The 22876-nt window shown below is 41.9% G+C and carries 20 protein-coding genes; 12 read left to right on the forward strand and 8 right to left on the reverse strand.

All coding sequences use genetic code 11. The features are described from left to right. Nucleotides 1-177 precede the first annotated feature (177 nt). A complete protein-coding gene (locus B8983_RS03840) occupies nucleotides 178-1299 on the forward strand; it encodes a 3-deoxy-7-phosphoheptulonate synthase (RefSeq protein WP_084282808.1) in 1122 nt (373 codons plus the stop codon). Between the two features lie 90 nt (nucleotides 1300-1389). On the opposite strand, the gene B8983_RS03845 is transcribed toward B8983_RS03840, so the two are convergent. Next, a complete protein-coding gene (locus tag B8983_RS03845) occupies nucleotides 1390-1956 on the reverse strand; it encodes a cob(I)yrinic acid a,c-diamide adenosyltransferase (RefSeq protein ID WP_084282809.1) in 567 nt (188 codons plus the stop codon). A 47-nt stretch (nucleotides 1957-2003) separates the two neighbouring features. Here B8983_RS03845 and B8983_RS03850 point away from each other — a divergent pair, with 47 nt between their 5' ends. The 5 genes from B8983_RS03850 to proC are packed head-to-tail and all read left to right on the forward strand — an operon-like array spanning nucleotide 2004 to nucleotide 7466. Continuing rightward, nucleotides 2004-3488 (forward strand): FAD-linked oxidase C-terminal domain-containing protein, encoded by a 1485-nt coding sequence (locus B8983_RS03850; RefSeq protein ID WP_084282810.1) that lies wholly within the window; start codon nucleotides 2004-2006, stop codon nucleotides 3486-3488. A gap of 4 nt (nucleotides 3489-3492) precedes the next feature. Continuing rightward, the gene (glcE, locus tag B8983_RS03855) at nucleotides 3493-4611 is read left to right on the forward strand and encodes a glycolate oxidase subunit GlcE (protein ID WP_084282811.1); all 1119 of its coding nucleotides are present in this window, start codon (nucleotides 3493-3495) and stop codon (nucleotides 4609-4611) included. A 4-nt stretch (nucleotides 4612-4615) separates the two neighbouring features. Continuing rightward, nucleotides 4616-5863, forward strand: coding sequence for a glycolate oxidase subunit GlcF (glcF, locus tag B8983_RS03860; RefSeq protein ID WP_084282812.1), 1248 nt, complete (start codon nucleotides 4616-4618; stop codon nucleotides 5861-5863). Between the two features lie 12 nt (nucleotides 5864-5875). Continuing rightward, nucleotides 5876-6577: a YggS family pyridoxal phosphate-dependent enzyme gene (locus tag B8983_RS03865; RefSeq protein WP_084282813.1), complete on the forward strand. Its 702-nt coding sequence runs from the start codon at nucleotides 5876-5878 to the stop codon at nucleotides 6575-6577. A gap of 13 nt (nucleotides 6578-6590) precedes the next feature. Beyond that, nucleotides 6591-7466: a pyrroline-5-carboxylate reductase gene (gene proC, locus B8983_RS03870; RefSeq protein WP_084282814.1), complete on the forward strand. Its 876-nt coding sequence runs from the start codon at nucleotides 6591-6593 to the stop codon at nucleotides 7464-7466. Nucleotides 7467-7477: 11 nt separating this feature from the next. Here the strand turns inward: proC and ubiA are convergent, their stop codons facing one another. Continuing rightward, nucleotides 7478-8335 (reverse strand): 4-hydroxybenzoate octaprenyltransferase, encoded by an 858-nt coding sequence (ubiA, locus tag B8983_RS03875; protein WP_084282815.1) that lies wholly within the window; start codon nucleotides 8333-8335, stop codon nucleotides 7478-7480. Nucleotides 8336-8345: 10 nt separating this feature from the next. Further along, nucleotides 8346-10412, reverse strand: coding sequence for an ATP-dependent DNA helicase RecG (recG, locus tag B8983_RS03880; RefSeq protein ID WP_084282816.1), 2067 nt, complete (start codon nucleotides 10410-10412; stop codon nucleotides 8346-8348). 33 nt (nucleotides 10413-10445) lie between these two features. Here recG and queA point away from each other — a divergent pair, with 33 nt between their 5' ends. The 5 genes from queA to secF all read left to right on the forward strand — a co-directional run bounded on the left by queA (nucleotide 10446) and on the right by secF (nucleotide 15923). Further along, nucleotides 10446-11513: a tRNA preQ1(34) S-adenosylmethionine ribosyltransferase-isomerase QueA gene (gene queA, locus B8983_RS03885; protein ID WP_143736086.1), complete on the forward strand. Its 1068-nt coding sequence runs from the start codon at nucleotides 10446-10448 to the stop codon at nucleotides 11511-11513. Nucleotides 11514-11521: 8 nt separating this feature from the next. After that, nucleotides 11522-12691: a tRNA guanosine(34) transglycosylase Tgt gene (tgt, locus tag B8983_RS03890; protein ID WP_084282963.1), complete on the forward strand. Its 1170-nt coding sequence runs from the start codon at nucleotides 11522-11524 to the stop codon at nucleotides 12689-12691. 81 nt (nucleotides 12692-12772) lie between these two features. Further along, nucleotides 12773-13096 (forward strand): preprotein translocase subunit YajC, encoded by a 324-nt coding sequence (gene yajC, locus B8983_RS03895; RefSeq protein ID WP_084282818.1) that lies wholly within the window; start codon nucleotides 12773-12775, stop codon nucleotides 13094-13096. Nucleotides 13097-13106: 10 nt separating this feature from the next. Beyond that, the gene (gene secD, locus B8983_RS03900) at nucleotides 13107-14939 is read left to right on the forward strand and encodes a protein translocase subunit SecD (protein WP_084282819.1); all 1833 of its coding nucleotides are present in this window, start codon (nucleotides 13107-13109) and stop codon (nucleotides 14937-14939) included. 3 nt (nucleotides 14940-14942) lie between these two features. After that, complete coding sequence (gene secF, locus B8983_RS03905; protein WP_084282820.1) at nucleotides 14943-15923, forward strand: protein translocase subunit SecF; 981 nt, start codon at nucleotides 14943-14945, stop codon at nucleotides 15921-15923. A 116-nt stretch (nucleotides 15924-16039) separates the two neighbouring features. Here secF and B8983_RS03910 read toward each other — a convergent pair whose 3' ends face one another. The 3 genes from B8983_RS03910 to B8983_RS03920 are packed head-to-tail and all read right to left on the reverse strand — an operon-like array spanning nucleotide 16040 to nucleotide 19026. Further along, nucleotides 16040-16801: a YceI family protein gene (locus B8983_RS03910; RefSeq protein WP_084282821.1), complete on the reverse strand. Its 762-nt coding sequence runs from the start codon at nucleotides 16799-16801 to the stop codon at nucleotides 16040-16042. After that, nucleotides 16802-17779, reverse strand: coding sequence for a Bug family tripartite tricarboxylate transporter substrate binding protein (locus tag B8983_RS03915; RefSeq protein WP_084282822.1), 978 nt, complete (start codon nucleotides 17777-17779; stop codon nucleotides 16802-16804). Nucleotides 17780-17790: 11 nt separating this feature from the next. Next, a complete protein-coding gene (locus B8983_RS03920) occupies nucleotides 17791-19026 on the reverse strand; it encodes a flavin-dependent oxidoreductase (protein WP_084282823.1) in 1236 nt (411 codons plus the stop codon). 112 nt (nucleotides 19027-19138) lie between these two features. On the opposite strand from B8983_RS03920, the gene B8983_RS03925 reads away from it, so the two are divergent. Continuing rightward, nucleotides 19139-20032 carry an alpha/beta fold hydrolase gene (locus B8983_RS03925; RefSeq protein ID WP_084282824.1) on the forward strand — a complete coding sequence of 298 codons (894 nt, stop codon included), beginning with the start codon at nucleotides 19139-19141 and terminating at the stop codon, nucleotides 20030-20032. On the opposite strand, the gene B8983_RS03930 is transcribed toward B8983_RS03925, so the two are convergent. Then, nucleotides 20025-21422, reverse strand: a complete 1398-nt coding sequence (locus B8983_RS03930) for a 3-deoxy-D-manno-octulosonic acid transferase (protein ID WP_084282825.1) — start codon at nucleotides 21420-21422, stop codon at nucleotides 20025-20027. The genes B8983_RS03925 and B8983_RS03930 overlap by 8 nt on opposite strands. Nucleotides 21423-21427: 5 nt before the next feature. Beyond that, nucleotides 21428-22813, reverse strand: coding sequence for an adenylosuccinate lyase (gene purB, locus B8983_RS03935; protein WP_084282826.1), 1386 nt, complete (start codon nucleotides 22811-22813; stop codon nucleotides 21428-21430). Between the last annotated feature and the right edge of the window lie 63 nt (nucleotides 22814-22876).

Genomic DNA, 22876 nt, shown 5'->3' on the forward strand with positions numbered 1-22876 from the left:
CGAATACATCTTTTTGTGTTAAATTAATTACATGAATTCAGGATATTTTTACTTCTTTAACTTTTGGATCTCAGACTTGGCGGTCGAGAGGTAAGGGTTTAAAGTAAACACCTACAATCAACCGCCAAATAAGGCGGTTTTTTTTTGCGGTATTTTAAATTGTTGAAAGAAATTGAAATGAACGATAAAGCGTTAAGCACCCAAGAAAATTGGTATGCAAGTATTGATAAAACTTCTTCTACTGACGATGAACGGATTAAAAATATCAGTGTTCTTCCTCCACCGGAGCATTTAATTCGATTTTTCCCAATTTTAGGTACACCAATCGAGAAACTCATCCGTCATACTCGGAAATCAATTCGGGAAATTATGAATGGGAAAGATGACCGTTTATTAGTCATTATTGGCCCTTGTTCAATTCATGATCCAGTAGCAGCGATTGAGTACGCAAAACGTTTATTAGAAGTGCGTGAGCATTACAAAAAAGACTTAGAAATTGTGATGCGTGTATATTTTGAAAAGCCAAGGACTACCGTTGGATGGAAAGGTTTAATTAATGACCCATACCTTGATGGTAGCTTCAAAATCGAAGAAGGTCTGCGCTACGCAAGACAGTTACTCATGGAAATTAACCGTTTAGGAATGCCTGCTGGTAGCGAATTCTTAGATGTTATTTCTCCACAATATATTGGCGATTTAATTTCATGGGGTGCAATTGGTGCTCGAACGACTGAGTCTCAAATTCACCGGGAGCTTGCTTCAGGACTATCAGCTCCAATCGGCTTTAAAAACGGTACTGATGGCAATATTAAAATTGCTACTGATGCGATTCAAGCTGCCGCTAGAGGTCACCATTTCTTATCAGTGCATAAAAATGGTCAAGTAGCGATTGTGGAAACAGCGGGAAATCAAGACTGTCACGTCATTTTACGTGGTGGTAAAGCGCCTAATTATGATGCTGCGAGCGTTGCTCAGGCTTGCGAGGATTTAGTTGCGGCAAAATTAAATCCTTCTTTAATGATTGATTTTTCTCACGCCAACTCCAGTAAACAACATGAACGACAAGTCGATGTTGCCAGAGATGTAGCTACTCAATTAGCAAATCATTCCCAGGCGATTTTTGGCGCAATGATTGAAAGTCATTTGAACGGTGGAGCACAAAAATTCACTCCAGGTAAAGATGACCCCTCTAAATTAGAGTTTGGTAAAAGTATTACGGATGCATGTATTGACTGGGATGACTCGTTGAAAGTACTCGAAATCTTAGCGAATGGTGTGCAAGCAAGAAGAAAGAAATAATCTACAACTGGGCAAGCTCAGATCAAGGATAAGATGGTCGATCGATTGAGGTCGACCATTACTTATTTGACGATTTAAAAAACTTTTCTCTTATTTAGCAGCTTTTGTGTGATTCCACATCACATCACTGCCGCCAGAACTTAAATTTAAAAATCTTGCGAGTACGAACAACAGGTCAGATAAACGATTCGTGTATTGTCTGGGGGCATCATTGATGGCATCAAAATTACCCAAGGCTACGATCGATCTTTCGGCCCTGCGGCAAATGGTGCGACAGACGTGCGCTTGAGCAGCAATTCGGGTACCACCTGGCAGAATAAATTCAGCTAATTTTGGCAGTTGGGAATTATATTTATCCAAGTATTCATCTAACCTCAATACTTGCTCTTCCTTCAGCAAGGTGAAATTGGGAATACATAACTCGCCACCCAGGTCAAATAGGTCATGTTGAATTTGGTGAAAAATCGCCTTAAGTTCCACTTCAACAGCAACTGGAAATTGTTCAGTCAACAAAAGTCCAATATATGAGTTAAGTTCGTCTACATCTCCCATTGCGCAAATCCGCAAATGATCCTTATAGACCCTAGAACCGTCACCGAGGCCAGTTTCACCAGCATCACCTGTGCGCGTAGCAATTTGAGTTAGTCGATTTCCCATACAATATGATTATAGGCTGAAATTATCTTATTTACAGAAGAGAACTCATGAACACCATAAGCTCACCCCATCTTGAATTTAGGCAAAATGAATTGCTTGCCGAGCTTCGCCCCTTACTTCCCGAGGAGGCCCTATTGTGGGAGCCCGAGGACACCATTCCATATGAATGTGATGGACTTGCGGCTTATCGCCAAAGACCAATGGCAGTAGCCTTACCTCAAACCGAAGATCAAGTTATTCAAATCCTCAAAATTTGTCATCAGCTCAAGGTTCCCGTGGTTCCTCGAGGAGCTGGTACCGGCCTTTCTGGTGGGGCAATGCCCATTCAGAATGGTTTGGTCCTATCCTTAGCTAAATTTAAGAAGATTCTTGAAATTAACCCCCTTGCCAGAACTGCTACTGTGCAACCTGGAGTTCGTAATTTAGCAATCTCTGAGGCTGTTGCTCAGCATGGTTTGTATTATGCTCCAGACCCATCTTCCCAAATCGCTTGCACGATTGGTGGCAATGTGAGCGAAAATTCAGGTGGGGTACATTGCCTTAAATATGGTTTAACAATTCATAATGTATTGCGGATCAGAGCCATTCTCATTACTGGGGAAGTAGTTGAATTTGGTGGTCTAGCGCCAGATTCTCCAGGTCTTGATCTATTCTCTGTTTTTATTGGTAGCGAGGGGATGTTAGCGGTCGTCACGGAAGTCACCGTAAAGCTAGTCCCTAAACCCGCCTTAGCTAAGGTGATCATGGCCAGCTTTGATGATATTGAAAAAGGTGGTAACGCCGTTGCTGACATCATTGCAGCTGGTATCATCCCCGCCGGTCTCGAAATGATGGATCAACCGGCAACTGTTGCTGTGGAATCTTTTGTGCATGCTGGCTATGACCTCAACGCTGCGACGATTCTGCTTTGTGAGTCCGATGGTACACCAGAAGAGGTTGCCGAAGAAATCGAAAAAATGAGTGCCGTTCTGCAAAAAAGTGGCGCGACACGTCTACAAGTCTCAGAGTCTGAGGCAGAGCGATTGAGATTTTGGAGTGGGCGAAAGAATGCTTTCCCAGCCGCGGGTCGAGTTTCACCAGACTATTATTGTATGGATGGGACGATTCCAAGAAGGAAAATTGCTGAGCTGTTGAAGCGTATTAAAGCGATGGAAGCCAAATATCAATTAGGTTGTATGAATGTGTTTCATGCGGGTGATGGCAATATGCATCCTTTAATTTTGTTCAATGGTGCAGATCATCAAGAATGGCTTAGAGCGGAAGCATTTGGCTCAGATATTTTAGAAACCTGTGTCGAGCTAGGTGGAACAATCACCGGAGAACATGGCGTTGGTATTGAAAAAATCAATTCTATGTGTGTGCAGTTCGGTGAAAAAGAACGGGCTATGTTCTGGGGCATTAAGGAGTCATTTGATCCCGGCAGGCTTCTCAACCCTGATAAGGCGATACCGACACTCAATCGTTGCGCAGATTACGGTGCTATGCGTATTAGTAATGGCATCCTCCCACATCCCGAATTGGAAAGGTTTTAAGCGGATGGAAAATATGAATGTAGACCCCGTCTTACAGCAATTCAGAGCGCAAATTTTGGATGCTGCTAGTTCTGGTAAAAAATTACAAATTATGGGTGGTAATACGAAATTTTGGTATGGGGACTCTGCGCAAGGAGAAATCCTCAATACCTCTGCCTACAGTGGCATTATTGATTATCAACCAGCGGAGTTAGTACTTACTGCTAAAGCAGGTACCCCCATGATTGAAATTGAGCAAGCCTTGGGGAGTGCTTCTCAACTATTTCCATTTGAACCGCCTCTTTTTGGCTCGAAGGCAACAATTGGTGGCATAGTTTGTGCCGGTTTATCTGGACCAGGGCGAGGACAATCGGGAGCATTGAGAGATTTCATTTTAGGAGTCAAAGTCATGGATGGTCGCGGTGACATTGTCACTTTCGGTGGTCAAGTCATGAAAAATGTCGCAGGTTATGATGTTTCAAGGCTCATGCCAGGCTCCATGGGCACTTTAGGATTACTGCTTGAAGTATCAATCAAAGTTTTACCCATACCCGCCAAAACAAGAACCCTCTGTTTTCAAATGTCACAAGCAGCTGCAATTGAGCAAATGAATCGCTTAGCAGGTCAACCACTCCCTTTATCCGCGAGTTGTTGGATTGGACTTCCTGAAAAGGGTGAATTGATGTTGCGTTTGGGTGGTGCGAATGCGGCAGTTGAATCTGCTACGGTAAAATTACTCGCCCAAATCCCAGGAGTCCAAGTTGAGGATGAACTGGCAGCGCAATTTTGGCTATCCATCAAAGAGCACACTCATCCCTATTTTCAGTGCGATCCCCAAGAGTCCTTATGGCGATTTGCAGTCAACCCATTGTCGAATCCACTGCCACTCGAAGGCGTAACATGTATTGAATGGTTGGGTGGTCAACGTTGGTTTAAAGGAAAGTTAGACCGACAAGAAGCCCTTGGTATTGCAAAAGACCATGGTGGGCATGCAACCATGTTTCGCGGTGACAAGTCTCAACTCAATACAGTCTTCACCTCACTACAAGAAAACTCTTTGACCGCTCCCCTCGCCATTGTGCAGGAACGCATTCGTCTTGCGTTTGACCCAGCTGGCGTTTTTAACACCAAAAGGATGCCATAGAATAATGCAAACAGATTTATCTCCCGCTTTAAAAGAGACCCGAGAGGGTAAAGAAGCACAAAAATTACTGGCAAACTGTGTGCATTGTGGATTTTGTACGGCTACCTGCCCAACATACCAACTATTGGGTGATGAGCTCGATGGTCCTCGTGGCAGAATTTATCTCATTAAACAAATGGCCGAAGGTAGAACTGCTACTGAAAAAACACGAGAGCATTTAGATCGTTGCCTCACCTGTCGAAATTGTGAAAGTACCTGCCCTAGTGGCGTGCAATATGGCCATTTATTAGATATTGGTCGTAAATGGGCAGATGAACAGTCGCCAGCGCGTCCGATACAAGAACAAGTGGTAAGGTGGTTACTCAAAGAAGGTTTAACACGTCCTAGCTTCTTTAATCCCGCGATTAAAATTGGACGGTTTTTCAAACCTGTTCTCCCTAAAGTTTTGCAAAAGAAAATTCCTCATAGCGTGATCCACCGCGACCGAAAAACGGATCAACAAACTCCTGTTAAAGAACAGATGTTATTTTTGGAGGGTTGCGTTCAACCCGGGATGCTACCAAATATTAATCATGCGACTCAACGTGTATTGGCTAAATTAGGCATTCAACTGATTTCTCCAAGTGCAGTTGCATGTTGTGGAGCTCTCCGATTTCATCTCAATGATCATGAGAAAAGTTTTGCGGAAATGAAAAATAACATTGACGCTTGGTACCCTTTGATTCAAAGCGGTCAAGTGAAAACACTATTAATAAATGCCTCTGGTTGTGGTGTCTCGATTAAAGACTACGGCTACTATTTCAAAGACGATGTGGATTATGCAGAAAAAGCCAGCTCAATCAGTAAGGCCTGTAAAGATATCAGTGAAGTACTTGCAGAAAAAACCTCTGAATTACTACCTTTAATTCGTCAGTCAGATGCGGCTAGCGTTATTTACCACCCGCCCTGCACCCTGCAACACGGTCAGCAAATCCGAGGTAAAGTAGAACAACTACTAACCGGTTTAGGCGTCAAGGTAAATCTCTGCCAAGATAGTCATTTATGTTGCGGCTCAGCTGGCACGTATTCAATTTTGCAAGAAAATTTATCGACCCAACTCAAAGAACAAAAACTACAACATCTGCATGAGGCTGGTCAGCTACATCAGGCTAATGCTGTTGTTTCTGGGAATGTGGGTTGCATTACGCAATTGCAAAATGATGAAATGCCGGTAAAACATTGGATTGAAATGATTGATGACTTATTGGTTTAAAGTTCAATTTCTATGAGTATTCTTTCGCAATTACAAGCATGTCAGGAGCGTATCTCCAAAGCATGTCAGCAAGCCAATCGTGCTTCGCAGAGTGTGCAGCTTATCGCTGTCTCTAAAACACATACTGCTGAGAAAGTGTTAAAGGCATTTGAAGGTGGCCAAAAACACTTTGGTGAAAACTATGTACAAGAGTGTTTAGAAAAAATTCACTCTTTAGAGGCGCATCGTAAAGAAATGATTTGGCATTTCATTGGGCCGCTACAAAGCAATAAAACCAAGTTGATTGCTGAGCAAGTAGATTGGGTACAAAGTGTTGATCGAGAAAAAATTGCTCAGCGCTTATCCAGTCAACGACCACCTGATTTGGCTCCCTTAAAAATTCTAGTCCAAGTGAACATTAGTGGTGAGACGACTAAAAGTGGCGTAACACCTAGTGAAGCTCTCCAACTTTGCCGAGTCATTTTAGCTTTACCGAATTTACAATTGCGTGGATTAATGGCAATTCCTGAACCTGGGGCAAGTTCGGACTCTCTCAAAGAGTTACATCACTTATTCGAAAAAATAAAAATGACTCTAGGCGATTACAATTTGTTTGATACTTTATCCATGGGCATGTCTGATGATTTAGAACTAGCAATTCAGTCAGGAAGTACGATGGTACGCATTGGTACGGCAATTTTTGGTCAGCGCGACAAAACTGCAATAAATAATTAACCTTAATAAAAAAATGATTACATTACAAAACCCTGAAAATACCCGAATCGCCTTCATTGGTGGTGGCAATATGGCCTCAGCCATTATTGGTGGACTATTAAAAAATAATATTACTGCTGATCAAATACTTGCCGTAGATCCAATGGCAACAGCGAGAGATCGCCTCGAGAAAAGTTATGGCGTCCGTTTAGCGGGCAGTATCAGCGAAGCAGAAAATTTTCTAGGGGCTGCTGACTTAATTATCCTTGCAGTAAAACCCACCCATTTGATGGACGCATTAGATCAATTACAAGAAGTTCTGAAACACCGTCAAAATGTCCAACAAGACCCCGTTTTGGTTTTAAGTATTGTGGCTGGGGTTTTAATTCAGGACATCTGTCAGAAATTAGGTCATGATCGAGTCATTCGATCGATGCCCAATACTCCGGCCCTGATAAATCAGGGAGTTACTGGACTATTTGCTGGTCAAGGCGTTAAAAAACAAGATCAGCTATTGGTTGAATGGGTCTGTAAATCGATCGGTCAATCGGTTTGGGTTCCCAATGAAAAACAATTAGATGCGGTAACAGCCATCTCAGGTAGTGGTCCTGCTTATGTATTCTTGATGATTGAACATCTATTACAGGCGGGCATTGGTTTAGGACTCAGTCCTGAGACTGCATTACAACTTGCTAATCAAACGATTATTGGAGCCGGTATGCTAGCTCAACAATCTGAGGACGCTCCAGGCGTGTTACGCGAAAAAGTAACCTCTAAAGGAGGTACCACTTTTGCCGCATTGGAAGTTTTACGTCAAGCAAATTGGGGGGGCACTTTACAAACTGCTGTCAACGCTGCTAACCAACGCAGTAGCGAAATGGGCCAAGAGTTCACGAATGCGATGAAGTGATGATTCGTTAATCAGCGCGTTGCCAGGGCCACAGCAACGCCAGCAAAGAGGACGGCGCCGAGCCAGTTGTTATGATTAAAGGCCGCAAAACATTTCATGCGATCACGTGTGCGAACCAGTGTGTAGTGGTAAATTGCGCAAGCTACTGCCCCAGCCCAGCCCAACCAAAACCAAGCATTTAATGCATAACTCCAGGCCAAAAAACCCATGATGAGAAAAAATATAGCGTAGTTCAACATAATCGCCAGTACTTCATAAGATCCAAAAGTGATTGCTGAAGTCTTAATACCAATGAGGATGTCATCGTCACGGTCGACCATTGCATAAGCAGTATCGTAAGCAATCGCCCAAGCAATATTACCTAACAACATCAGCCAAGCCTGCCATGGGACTTCACTGAGAACAGCAGCATAAGCCATCGGTATACCAAAGCCAAAAGCAATTCCGAGCACCGCTTGCGGCATGGCAAAGAAACGCTTGGTAAACGGATAAATAATTGCTATTGCGAGAGCTGCAAAAGATAATTGCACGGTTAATCGATTCAATTGCAACACTAATAAAAACGAGATCAAGGCCAGAAAAGCAGCCACTAACAAGGTTTCCTTCGTGCTAATTTTTCCAGAAGTTAAGGGGCGTTGTTCGGTACGTTTTACATGTTTATCAAAATCACGATCGGCAAAATCATTCACAGCGCAACCAGCACTTCGCATGAGTAAAGTGCCGAATGAGAAAACAAAAAGATAAAGCAATGGTGGATGCCCATCACTAGCTAAAAACAAGGCCCATAATGTTGGCCACAATAACAATAGGGTCCCGATTGGCTTATGCAAGCGCATCAAATAAGCGTACTGTAATATTTTTTGTTTCATCAATGAAAATCTAAGATTTTAAAAGTTCAGCTCTAACACCTAACCATCGCTGGACATGATCATGTGCAATTTTCGGGTCATTTTGCAACAAATCATGGGCAAAATCTTTTGCTATTTCAACCAGCCATGCATCTCGTATTAAGTCCACAAAGCGTAACATCGTTTCACCTGACTGCTTTGCCCCAAGTAATTCACCAGGTCCCCTCAATTCTAAATCACGTTCGGCAATAATAAATCCGTCGTTACTTTCCCTTAGGTTTTGTAGGCGTTCTTTAGCTGCCATTGACAATGGTTCTGCATACATTAATAAACAAACTGACTGTTCAGAACCACGGCCGACTCGACCTCTTAATTGATGAATTTGCGCATAACCAAAACGTTCGGCATGTTCTATCACCATCAAGGTAGCATTCGGTACATCGACACCCACTTCAATCACGGTAGTACTGACTAGCATCTGAATCTCACCACTCTTAAAGGATTGCATGATGCGAGATTTTTCTACTGCGGGTAGTTTGCCATGGATCAGACCGACTTGATATTGCGGCAACTCAGTGGTGAGTTGTTCATAGGTCTCGATTGCTGTTTTTAATTGTAGGGCCTCGGACTCCTCAATAATTGGACAGACCCAATACGCTTGACGCCCCTTCAAAAGTTCACGGCGAATGCCATCGACTACTTCAAGTCTACGAGTGTTTTTAATGAGTCTAGTAATAATAGGACTTCTTCCGGGTGGCAATTGATCAATCACGGATACTTCTAAATCAGCGTAATAGGTCATGGCTAAAGTTCTCGGAATCGGAGTTGCGGTCATCATCAATTGATGGGCATAAATCGCTTGATCACCATTTTTTGAATACAACTGTAGTCGTTGTAGTACGCCAAATCGATGTTGCTCGTCAATAATTGCCAACCCTAGTTTTGCGAAACTGACACCTTCTTGAATTAAAGCATGGGTACCAATCACAAGTTGGAGAGCGCCTGACATGATTTGTTCTTGCACCTCTCTTTTGGCTTTAGCCTTCAAGCTACCAGTCAACCAGCCAATCGATAGGTTCATCTCTTCGAACCAAGGTACTAATTTCTGAAAATGTTGTTCCGCCAATATCTCGGTTGGTGCCATTAAGGCAACTTGGTAACCATTGTCTAGGGCACAAGCCGCGGCTAGAGCTGCAACAGCTGTTTTACCGCTACCCACATCGCCTTGCAGGAGTCGATTCATCGGGAAAGGTTGGCTCAGGTCATGTGCAATTTCTTGCCATACCTTAGCTTGTGCAGCGGTTAATTCAAATGGTAATTTGTTAAGTAACTTTTGCACATAGCCATTTTTGGGGCTTTGCAGAATGGGGGCTAAGCGCTTTCTTCTTTCAACGTGTGCTTGCTGGAGGGAAACTTGCTGGGCCAATAATTCTTCAAATTGAACTCTTCGCCAGGCTAGGTGTGTTCGATCAAGTAGGGATTCTTTATGCTCACTAGCAAGCGGTTGATGAAGCGTGCGAATGGCAATCTCTAAACTAGGTAAACCTTTTAGCACGTCATATTTTGGTTGATTAAACCATTGCATTGGAATAATTTCCCGTAAGAAACTATTCGTCCTACTATCGGATAGACCTTTCTCAATAGCTTTTCGTATGAGCGTCTGACTGACTCCAGCAACCGTTGAATATACCGGCGTTAACTGATTCGGCAACGGTGCCTCAGGCATGCTGACTTTGACTGCCGGATGGACCATTTCCGGCCCATAAAAGCCATGTCGAATCTCTCCACGAACTCTTAAAAAAAGCCCAACCGCCATTTGTTTTTGTTGGCTAGGATAAAAATGGATAAACCGTAGGATGAGTTCGTCGTTTTCGTCTGCAATTTTGATGATTAATTGTCGTTTGGGTCGAAAAGTGACTTGTGAGTCAATCACGCGTCCTTGCGTTTGAACTGAAAACTGGCTATGTTTTGAAATAGCACTACCGATATCGAATAACTCTGTTTCATCCTCATAACGGATAGGCAAATGCAAGGCTAAATCCGCTGGGGTATTTAAACCTAATTTTGCTAACGGTGACTGTTTTTCTTCTTTTGCCATGCTTTCCACTAAAATAATCTTTATTTACTATCCATCATGCAACTTTCCGAATTCGACTACGAACTACCTGAAGAGCTTATTGCTCAGTTCCCACTTGATTCAAGGACCTCTAGTCGCTTGCTCGAAGTATCTACGAGCAATACTACGACTTTACAATTGAATGACCTTATTTTCTCCGATATTGCAGGATTGCTAAAAAAAGGGGATTTATTAATCTTCAATGATACAAAAGTCATCCCTGCCAGAGTCTTTGGTAAGAAAGATTCAGGGGGTAAAGTAGAGTTACTGGTTGAGCGTATTTTGAGTGAAACAACACTTCTATCGCAAATTAGAGCTTCAAAACCTGCTCAAGCTAATTCGGTCATCTATATTGGTCCAGAATCGAACCCAATTCCGATTAAAGTCATCGAAAGAAAACACATTGCACCGGTAAATAATCAAGCTGCCGAAGTAAGCCCATTTTATTTATTAGAGTTTCCTGACAATTGTTTAGAGATTCTGAATCAAGTGGGAGAGTTACCCTTACCTCCCTATATTGCGCACAGCGCAAACGCCGAGGATCAAAATCGTTACCAAACCGTAGTGGCAAAACATCCTGGTGCTGTTGCTGCGCCAACCGCAGGTCTACATTTTGATGCCCCGTTAATTGAACAATTAAAAAATAACGGGGTTGAAGTAGCCTACGTTACCCTGCATGTTGGCGCAGGTACTTTTACACCCGTGCGAGTAGAAGACGTCACTGAACATCAAATGCATTTTGAAAGGTATTCCATCCCAATCGCCACTCGCATTGCGATTGATCAAGCAAAAGCAGAGGGACGACGCGTCATCTGTGTTGGTACTACTTCGCTAAGAGCAGTAGAATCAGCTGTCAAGTTGGGTGAGTATGGAGATACCAATTTATTTATTACACCGGGTTACCAGTTTGCGGTAGTGGATGCCTTAATCACGAATTTTCATTTACCAAAATCTACTCTACTCATGTTAGTCAGTGCCTTTGCTGGGACGGATAACATCCGTAAAGCGTATCAACATGCCATCGACAATAGCTACCGATTTTTTAGTTATGGAGATGCCATGTTTCTTAAAAAATTTAAATGATTGTCTATATGCCTAATAATCCTATCCCTAACTTAGAATTTACGATCTCACATGAGGATGCTCAGTCCGATGCCAGAAGGGCAAGTTTCAAACTTCCTCATGGCACCCTGCAAACACCAATGTTTATGCCTGTGGGAACCTATGGTACCGTCAAAGCATTAACCCCTAAAGATTTAAAGGATGCCAAAGCACAAATTATTTTGGGCAATACTTTTCATCTTTGGCTACGACCAGGCCTTGATGTCATTAAGCAATTTGGGGGGCTTCATCAATTTATGGGTTGGGATCAACCCATTTTGACTGACTCAGGTGGGTTTCAAGTATTCAGTCTTGGGGCGCTTCGTAAAATTAGCGAGGAAGGCGTTACCTTCGCCTCACCGGTGAACGGTGATAAGTTATTTATGTCCCCTGAAGTATCCATGGAAATTCAAGCTGGTTTAAATAGTGACATCGCCATGCAATTTGATGAATGTACACCCTTTGAAACGGGTGGTATTCCTACGCCTGAAAAAACTGTCAGGGAATCATTAGAAATGTCGCTGCGATGGGGTGCTAGAAGTTTAAGTCGATTTAGGGAGCTAGAGACAGGTAATGCTTTATTTGGCATTGTTCAAGGTGGGATGTATGAACACCTTCGGGATGCGTCTTTAGCTCAAATTGCTGAACAGGGTTTTGATGGTACTGCGATAGGTGGACTCTCAGTAGGTGAGCCCAAACCTGATTTTGAGCGAGTTCTTGCTCATATTGGTCCAAAACTACCTAAAAACAAACCAAGGTATTTGATGGGCGTTGGTACTCCCGAAGACTTAGTGTATGGAGTTTCCAAGGGAATTGACATGTTTGACTGTGTGATGCCAACCCGCAACGCAAGAAATGGCTGGTTATTTACCCGTTTTGGCGACTTAAAAATTCGTAATGCGAGTTATAAAACGGACAATCGTCCACTCGACCCTACTTGCGGATGTTATGCCTGTAAAAACTTTAGTCGGGCCTATTTACATCATTTACAAAAGGTGGGGGAGATTTTAGGTGCGCAATTAAACTCCATACATAACATTCACTATTACTTGAATCTAATGTCAGAAATTAGAGAATCCCTTGAAAAAAACAACTTTTCTGATTTTGTCAAACAATTCCATCACAATAGAGCAGTTGGCACGATGGAAATTACCCCTTAAGTAGGGGCTAACTTCGAGAGTCCGTTAAAATCGAAACAATTAGTTTTTAAATGTTTTATTTAATTTTTATAAGGAAATCGTATGTGGATTAACAATGCTTATGCTCAGTTTGGTGGTGGCGGTGCAGATAGTGGTATTTCATCAATTGTGATGATGGTCGGTATGTTTGCTGTCATGTATTTCATTATGATTCGCCCACAAATGAAACGTCAAAAAGAATTAAAGGCGATGTTGGAAGCAGTTGGCAAAGGTGATGAAGTTACTACAACAAGCGGTTTAATGGGAAAAATCGTTGAACTGAACGAACCCTATGTGACGGTTGAATTAGCACCTAATTTGCAAGTCAAAATGCAAAAAAATGCTATCGCTGCCGTTTTACCTAAAGACACTCTGAAATCTATCTAATCGAATCGCTATGAACCGTTATCCACTTTGGAAATATTTAATTATTGCAGTTGCTCTGATTATTGGGGTAATTTATTCCATCCCTAATTTATTTGGTGAGGCACCCGCAATCCAAATCGCAGGCGCTAGAGCAACTTCTAAAGTGGATTTAAATGTTCAACAATTAGTTGAATCGAAATTAAATGCGGCAAGTATTGTAAGTACTGGTAGCTTCCTTGAATCTGTTGGAACTACTAGTAATTTAAAGATTCGTTTTAAAGATACAGATACTCAGTTAAAAGCAAAAGATCTAATTGAGCACGAACTCAATACGGATGTGTCAAATCCAGACTTCATCGTTGCTCTGAATTTACTATCGAACACGCCTGATTGGCTAACTAGTATTAATGCACTTTCTATGCCTCTTGGCCTAGATTTAAGAGGGGGTGTGTACTTTCTCTTAAAAGTAGATATGAAAGGTGCTGTAGAGAAAAAAATTACTGCATTGATGAATGATGCAAGAAGTCGCTTGCGCGAAAAATCAATTCGCTATCAAGGTATTGAACGTGCTAATGAAACGATTTCTATTGGATTTAGTAGTGAGTCAGAAGCAAACAAAGCATTCGAGGCGTTAAAAGAACCTCTCAATGAGTTACTTTTAAAAGTAGAGAAAAACGTTGACGGATTTAAGTTGGTTGGTACTTTAAAAGTCGAAGCGAATAAAGCAATCCAAGAAAATGCGCTGAAACAAAACATCTTGACGCTCAATAAACGAGTCAATGAATTAGCGGTTAAAGAACCGGTGATTCAAAAACAAGGGGATGACAGAATCGTTGTGCAATTACCCGGTGTTCAAGATACCGCCAGGGCTAAAGATATTATTGGTAGGACTGCCACCCTTGAAGCGCGTCTCGCTGATCCTGTGCAACCGTATATCGGCTTGAAAGATCCTGCCCCATTAGGGATGGATGCTTTCCCGTTTGGCGATCGCCAAGGTGTATTTAAGAAAAATGTCGTAATCACCGGTGAGAGAATTATTGATGCAAGCGCTGGCTTTGATCAAAATCAAAGGCCGTCGGTGAACTTAACATTAGATGCTGCTGGTGGTCGTGCAATGCAAGAAATGACCCGTGAGAATTTACAAAAACCAATGGGAATGATTCTTTTCGAAAAGGGTCACGGTGAAGTTCTTACCATCGCCACCATTCAAGGTGAATTTGGCTCAAAGTTTCAAATTACTGGCCAACCTTCGGCACAAAGTGCCAATGATTTAGCCTTACTGTTGCGGGCTGGCTCCTTAGCAGCCCCTATGGAAATCATTGAAGAAAGAACGATTGGACCAAGTCTTGGCGCTGAGAATATTGAAAAAGGCTTTTCATCTCTGATTTACGGTTTCGCTGCAATCGCCATCTTCATGTTGGTTTACTACGTTGTTTTTGGCTTATTCTCAGTGGTAGCTCTCGCGGTTAACTTATTACTTTTAATTGCCGTTCTCTCGATGTTACAAGCTACCTTAAGCTTGCCGGGTATTGCGGCGATGGCTCTAGCATTGGGTATGGCAATCGACTCTAACGTGTTAATTAACGAACGGATCAGAGAAGAGCTTAGAAATGGCGCAACGGCACAATTAGCGATAGCCACCGGATTTGAAAAAGCTTGGGCAACTATTTTTGACTCAAACGTAACCACCCTCATTGCTGGTATCGCCCTCTTAGCCTTTGGGTCCGGTCCGATTAAAGGGTTTGCCATCGTACATTGCTTAGGTATCCTCACCTCCATGTTTTCAGCAGTATTTTTCTCAAGAGGTCTTGTCAACCTCTGGTATGGTAGCAAGAGAAAACTTCAATCAATTTCAATAGGTTAAAAAATGGAATTTTTTCGTATTCGTAAAGACATTCCCTTCATGCGCTATGCGCTGTATTTGAATGCTATCTCCTTCATTACCTTCTTAGCTGCAGTGTTCTTTTTATGGTCTAAGGGACTCAATTTATCTATTGAATTTACTGGCGGTACCGTGTTAGAAGTAAAGTATTCACAAACAGCGGACCTCGAAAAGATTCGCTCCTCCATCGGTCAGCTTGGTTACAGCGATGTGAATGTGCAAAATTTTGGAAGTTCCAAAGATGTAATGATTCGCTTACCTCTGATTAAAAATAGCGATGGAACAGTGATGAGCTCATCAGATCAAAGTAAAACGCTCATGACCGAACTCACTAAATTAGATGAGTCTGTGAAACTCCAACGCGTTGAATTTGTTGGTCCTCAGGTTGGTGAGGAATTACTCTACGGTGGTATTAAAGCGTTAATCTTTGTTATCTTAGGTATTGTGATTTACTTATCCGCTCGCTTTGAATGGAAGTTTGCGGTCTCAGGAATTATTGCAAACTTGCACGATGTGGTGATCATTCTAGGTTTTTTTGCCTTTTTTCAATGGGAATTCTCACTCTCAGTGCTCGCAGCCACTCTAGCTGTTCTTGGTTACTCTGTGAATGAATCAGTGGTTATTTTCGATAGGATTCGTGAGAATTTTAGGCGTTTTAGAAAATTAGAAACGCCCGAAATTATTGATGGGGCTATTACTGGCACAATTAGTAGAACGATTATTACCCACGGTAGTACCCAAATGATGGTTTTAGCCATGTTAATCTTTGGTGGCGCATCACTGCACTATTTTGCAGTTGCTTTAACAATTGGTATTTTATTTGGTATCTACTCCTCAGTCTTCGTTGCTGCAGCGATTGCAATGTGGTTAGGCGTGAAGCGCGATGATTTGTTAAAAGTTGAAGTCCTGAAGAAAGAGGATGAAGGCTTACGTGAGGATGATCCAAATTACGGCGCGAAAGTCTAACGCTTCTGCATTCCAAGCATTCGAAAAAAATCCTTATCTAAGTTCAAACTGATGAGGATTTTTAGTTGAATGAGTCAATACAAAAATCAACTCAGCGCCATTGGAAGAAATTTTTTCTAATCGAAAGCTAATTTCCACTCAATCATCATTTCATTATCAACACTCAGTAACCCAGCCAATGCAGAAAATGGTTCCACTGCAAAATCACTGAGTTTCAAGCGAGTTTCTCCAGAGATGTTCGTGATTTTATTGTTTGCTGAGCGAGTTACATTCACGAAAAGATCTTTTTCAACCATTTGGTTTTTTAAGAAAATTTTTGCATGAATTGAATTTTTAATACGATCGAACTGCGTTACTTGCACCCTTACGTCAGGAAAACTCTTTACATCTAACATTTTCATCATATTTTGCTTCGTGGCTTCTTTTTCAGACTCCTTCAGTGTATCTGGAAGTTTTTTAGCCCGTAATAAATTCGACTCATCGACCGTCATCTTAGCAATATCAAAACTGAAAAACCCCTGATTATTCTCCTGGTCTACCCAACCGATAATGTTACGGCTAGCAACCATATGTTGATGTCCGATAGAGGCTAATAGTCCCCCTTTATTCACGTGCACCGTCAAAATACTTTTCTCAGAATTAATCAGCGTAGCGCCAACTGGAACCATGAGTTTGCCTGAGTATAACTTTGGCTTAATGGGGTCAGGAGTGACGACTGGCGCAATCGTCATTTCAGGAGTCCAAAAAAAATCTGCTGCTAAATGATCGGTAAACCAGGTCCCCATTGGGGAAGGAATAGTTTCTGGCACTTGACTAACCGTGCAAGCACTTAGTATTGCTATCAGAGGCAAAAACCCCCATTGAATAGTATTTTTCAATTAATCTGCCTTAATACCTTGTTCGTTAATCGTTTTAGCCCATATTACCGCATCTTTTTTCATTAATTCAGCAAAAGCGTTAGGAGAGCTCGTCGCAGGATCTAAACCCTGTAATAAAAAGGTTTTACGTACTTCTGGGTCAGCCAAAGAGGTTCTAATCGCATTGCCTAGTTTATTGACAATCTCGCTAGACACACCTTTTGGGGCCATAAACCCAAACCACATTTGAGCATCTACTTCACCAATTTTTAGTTCAGTAAAGGTCGGAATCGTCGGAGCATTTGGATTTCTATTTTTCGCGCCAATTCCTAATGCCCTCAACTTATTCGCCTTGATATATGACATACCTACGTGGATCGGTAAAAACATTGCATCCACTTGAGCCCCTAATAAATCAGTCACAGCGGGAGCAGTACCGCGATAAGGAACGTGCAAGATAAATGTCTTCGTTTGGTTCTTTAACATTTCCATCGCTAGGTGGTGGGGCGTGCCGACGCCTGGAGAGGCATAAGAAAGTTTCCCTGGATTCGCTTTTGCAGCAGCCACAAACTCTCCTGCTGTTTTATAGGGAGAGGATTCGGGGACGACTAACAGTAAATCCCCATAAGCCGCCAAAGTAATCGGTACTAAATCATTGAGAGGATCAAAACTCGCCTTAGGATACAAAGTGCGATTCATAACAATAGTATTCACAGTCACCAACAAGGTAGTTCCGTCAGGCTTCGCTCTTACTACTGCTTCTGTACCAATGTTGCCAGATGCTCCAGCTCGATTATCAACCACTATTGGTTGTCCGAGTATTTCAGATAACTTAGGACCAACGGCTCTAGCAATGGTGTCAATCCCTGTACCAGGAGTAAATGGCACAATCAACTTAATCGGACTGCCCCCTTGAATAGGTTCGGCGCTTTGACCAAGAGCAAACGTGGAGGTGAAAGTGAGAAGTAAAACAAAGAGTTTATTTTTAATGTTTTTCATAGAAAACCTAATTAAGCAGCAACTGTTTTTTTGTCGTAACCAGCAACATTCTTATAACGTTGGGTAATTGCTTCCAATTCCTCATGACTAATCACATCCTCAATGTTTTTAAATGGTTGATCGTTAGTCCGCTCCCAAACTTCACGCAAAATGGCATCTGGTGGGTTGGTGCGATTCATTTTTACGACGTTTCCAGTCGCTTCAAGGCGAACATCTTCGTAAAGCTGTAACGCTTTTTCGATATCAGACTCAGAACTAAGGAACTTCGCTAAACTTTGCGCATCTAAAATTGATTGACCTGCGCCGTTCGAACCTCTTGGGTACATGGGGTGTGCTGCATCTCCCAACAAGGTCACACGACCCCTTGTCCAAAATGGTAAGGGATCTTGATCAATCATTGGAAACTCCAAAATACTATCAGCAGCTCGAATCATTGCTGGCACATCCAACCAATCAAAACGCCAATCTTCAAAAGCGCCAATAAAGTCCTCAACTCGACCCTGCTTGTTCCAATCACGCTCTAAGTGATTAGGAGTTTCTAACTCGGCCACCCAGTTAATTAACTGATTACCTTCGCTATCAATATTATTCCGAATCGGGTAAATAACCATTTTGCCCTGAGTTAACCAACCAGCTCTCACCATACTACCTTCTGAAAGAAAAGGCTTCCCGCGCGTTACTCCTCGCCACATGTTAACGCCAGAATAAAGTGGTTTTCCTTCAGTCGGATGAAGTTGTTTCCGGATCACTGAATGCACACCATCACAGGCAATCACGGCATCCCCTTGCACTTCAATTTCCGTTACGTCTGTGGATTTAGCTTTTTTAAAAAACGCCTTACCGGTTACTTCATCTACACGAGTGCACTCAAGTCCGAGATGTAAATGCTCCGCCCCAATTTTTTCTAAAAAAGAAGCTAATAATGTCATTTGCAAATCACCACGATGAATAGAGAATTGCGGCCAGTCATAACCAGCAAATCGCCCAGAAGGCTCAGCGTAAATTTTTTGACCAAAGCGGTTAAAGAAAATCGCCTCTTTAGTTAAAACTGCTAATTTACTCAGCTTTTCCTCGAGTCCCAATGTCTCACATAGAAATCGACTGGCATGCGGAAGGATATTAATACCGACTCCCACCGGCTTAATTTCAGGAACTGACTCGTATACATCACAGGTGATACCGTAATGATGAGCAGCAAGTGCCATTGTTAAACCACCGATACCACCACCTACAATGATTAAATGCATTTTTATGTCCTATTAACTTCGAATTAATTTTTGTTCTATAAAACCTTAAAATATAGCGTGAACAATTTTTATTGTTAAAAATTATTTGAAATGACAAAAACAGGGAGTCATCATGTCCTCATATTCTAATGCATTAGACCAATTTTTTGAGTATCAAGGAACCCATGGCGCCATTAAAATCGCCTACCGAATTGAAGGCTCTGGTCCCCCACTTTTACTCTTACACGGCTTCCCGCAAACAAAAACCATTTGGAATAAGATCATTCCTCTGTTGAAAAATCGTTTTACCTTAATACGCCCTGACCTGAGAGGTTATGGTCTATCTTCAAAGCCCGCCGGTTTCATCGATCATGCCAACTATTCGAAACGTGAAATGGCAAAGGATATGGTAGCCTTGATGCATCATTTAGGCTTTTCTAAGTTTGGCTTGGTCGGTCATGACCGTGGCGGCAGAGTTGCACATCGTCTCGTTACTGATCACCCAGATCTCGTTCACAAATTAATGGTACTCGATATCTCGCCAACTTATGCCATGTATGCAAATACGACACAAAAGTTTGCAACTGGCTATTGGCACTGGTTTTTTTTAATACAACCCTATCCGATACCAGAAACCCTTATTGGTAATAATGTGGAATTTCTACTCCCTAGAATGATGGGGGCGAAGGCTGGTTCCACCAACACATTCGAGCCAGAAGCCTTTGCCGAGTATGTTCATTTTATGAAAGACCCCGCAGGGCTACATGCCATGTGTGAAGATTACCGTGCAGCGAGTACGATTGATCTCGTACATGACCAAGAATTTAGAGATTCAGGTCAGCAACTAACTATCCCATTAAGAGTTTTGTGGGGTGAAAAAGGAATTGTTCACCAGTGTTTTACGCCAGTCTCTGACTGGCAAGTTCTATTTCAGGAGGTCACTGGTAAGACAGTACCTTCAGGCCATTACATTCCTGAAGAAATTCCTGAAATACTAGCAACGGAAATCAGTGCTTTTTTTAATTAGCCTCTAAAAATTTGAGCGTTTTTCTAGTTGCACCTTGATGATGGTGGGTAAAGGCAAAACCCCGCTCACCCATCTCTTGCATTTTCTTAGGTTGCGACAGTAAATCTTCCAGCTCTTTCACGAGGGTCATCGTCAGTTGATTTTGGTTAGATTGATCTGATGAGTTCTTAAGAGCAACAGCCGCACCACATTCAATTGCATTCTGACTCACTAAACTAAAATTAAAAGTAGATGGTCCTAAAATCACCGGTTTACCTAGCGCACAAGGTTCAATAAGATTTTGGCCACCAGTACCTTGTAAGGTCCCACCCATCACCACAAGATCGCACGATGCATAGTAAGCGGCCATTTCACCAAAGGTATCGCCGATTAAAATATCAATATTTGTAATAAGTGATTCCTGCTCAGTATTTTGCTCAGTATTTTGCTCAGTATTTTGTTCAGTAAATTCTGAACGTTTCATGATTCTTAGATTTTGTTGTTGAATGTAATCTTCAATTTCAGGAAGTCGCTTTAAATGTCTAGGCACCAACAAAAGCAGTGGCTTAGGTGAAAAATTCAAGGCTTTGATTGCTTGAATAATGATTTTCTCCTCACCTTCCCTCGTGCTTGCCGCCATAATAACCTGGCGATCAGGCCATCTCATTTTTTTCCAAGTCTCGCCTTTTAAAATGAGTTCATTGGATAAATTGACGTCAAATTTCAAATTACCAGTGATCAAAATATTTTCGATCCCGAGTGCTGTGAAATTTTTTGCGTCACTTTCCGTTTGAGCAGCTACCCCACTGAGCATTTGGCACATGCTTTGGCTAACAGAACCCCATTTAATAAATTTTTTAAAGCTTTTTTCCGATAAGCGGCCATTAATCAGATACATCGGCACACCACACTTCTGAGCATAAACCAGCAAGCCTGGCCATAACTCTGTTTCAATGAGTAAGCCCTTTGGAGGCTGAAAATGCCTTAGAAATCGCATCACAGGCCAGCAAAAATCATAAGGAATATAGACTTGACGTAGGCGTCCATGAGCAATGGCATTCGCAAAAATCTGTTCAGAGGTACTTCTACCACTTGCCGTCATGTGACTCAACAAAACTTTTTTTCCGCTTGCTAGCAACTGGTCAATTAATGGCACAGCTGCACGCGTTTCTCCCATCGATACGGCATGAACCCAAATGTCAGATTTAAAATCTGAGAATGGTGAGTAAAAACCAAAACGTTCCAGGATGTGTTGGCGATATCCAGGTTCTAACCTGCCACGTAACCACAACCTGAAAATTACAAAAGGAACTATCAAATGCCATAAGAACTGATAAATGACAAAAACAATCCAAAAAACTCTTTTTTTACTCCCCCGAACCGGTTGTTGATGCAGGGTATTGACCATCATCGACCTTACAGCGACTCAATCCGTAATGCGAGTTCAGCAGCCTTACCAATGTAGTTCCCAGGAGTCATCGCCAGTAGTAACTCTTTTGCTTCTGCTGGGATGGCTAATTGGCTAATAAAGGTTTGCATCCCCTCTTTAGTAATTGCTTTGCCTCGAGTTAGCTCTTTTAATTGCTCATAGGGATTTGGAACGGCGTATCTTCTCATGACAGTTTGGATGGGTTCAGCTAAGACTTCCCAGCAATCGTTGAGATCTTGCTCTAATTTAGCTGGATTGACCTCTAACTTAAGTAAACCTCTCAGCGCACTATCGTAGGCCAATAAACTATGGCCAAAGGCAGTACCTAAATTGCGCAACACCGTAGAGTCAGTTAAATCTCTTTGCCATCTGGAGACAGGGAGTTTTTCAGATAAATGTTTGAGTAATGCATTTGCAATACCAAGGTTACCTTCAGAATTTTCAAAGTCAATTGGATTCACTTTATGAGGCATCGTGGAAGAACCAATTTCCCCTTCCTTGGTCTTTTGCTTAAAATAACCCCAAGCGATATAACCCCAAATATCACGATTCATATCTAGCAATATGGTGTTTGCACGCGCAAATGCATCAAATAATTCAGCCATTGCATCATGAGGTTCAATTTGGATTGTGTATGGATTGAACTCTAAATGTAATCTATTTTCTACCACGTTTTTACTAAAAGCTTCCCAGTCAAAATCTGGATAAGCGCTGAGGTGAGCGTTATAGTTACCAACGGCGCCGTTCATTTTTCCAGACATTTTAATGACTTCGATTTTACGGATAGCTTTTTCCAAACGTGCTGCAATATTCGCCATCTCTTTCCCCAAGGTGGTTGGCGAAGCAGGCTGTCCGTGAGTACGTGAAAGCATCGGTAAGTTGGCATTTGCAACGGCTAGAGATTTCAAGGTGTTTAAAACAATTTTTAATTTGGGTAACATCACTTCATGAACTGCGCCAGTTAGCATCAAGCCATGTGAGGTGTTGTTAATATCCTCTGAGGTGCAAGCGAAATGAATAAATTCACTAGCATTTTCTAACTCAACCTGACCCTTCACTTGTTCTTTTAACCAATATTCGACTGCCTTAACATCATGATTTGTAACCGCTTCTATCTCTTTGATTCGACTAGCATCTTCTACTGAAAAACGATCTACTAAATCAAGTAAAAATTTTTCAGCAGACTCTGAAAAACTTGGCATATCAGGTAAACCAGCCTTCGTTAACGCAATTAACCAGTGAACCTCTACTTTTACGCGCATATGCATAAAAGCGGACTCAGAGAGCCATGGTCTTAAATCGTTTGTTTTTGTTGCATATCTACCATCAATTGGAGAAAGGGCTGTGAGATTAGTATTGAAATTTGAGGGCATTTGATAAAATTTAGAATTAATTTGTTATATTCTATTCTTTATCCTTAATGTAAGGATATTTTC

Origin of the sequence: Polynucleobacter kasalickyi, assembly GCF_900176405.1 — a bacterium.
Classification (GTDB): domain Bacteria; phylum Pseudomonadota; class Gammaproteobacteria; order Burkholderiales; family Burkholderiaceae; genus Polynucleobacter; species Polynucleobacter kasalickyi.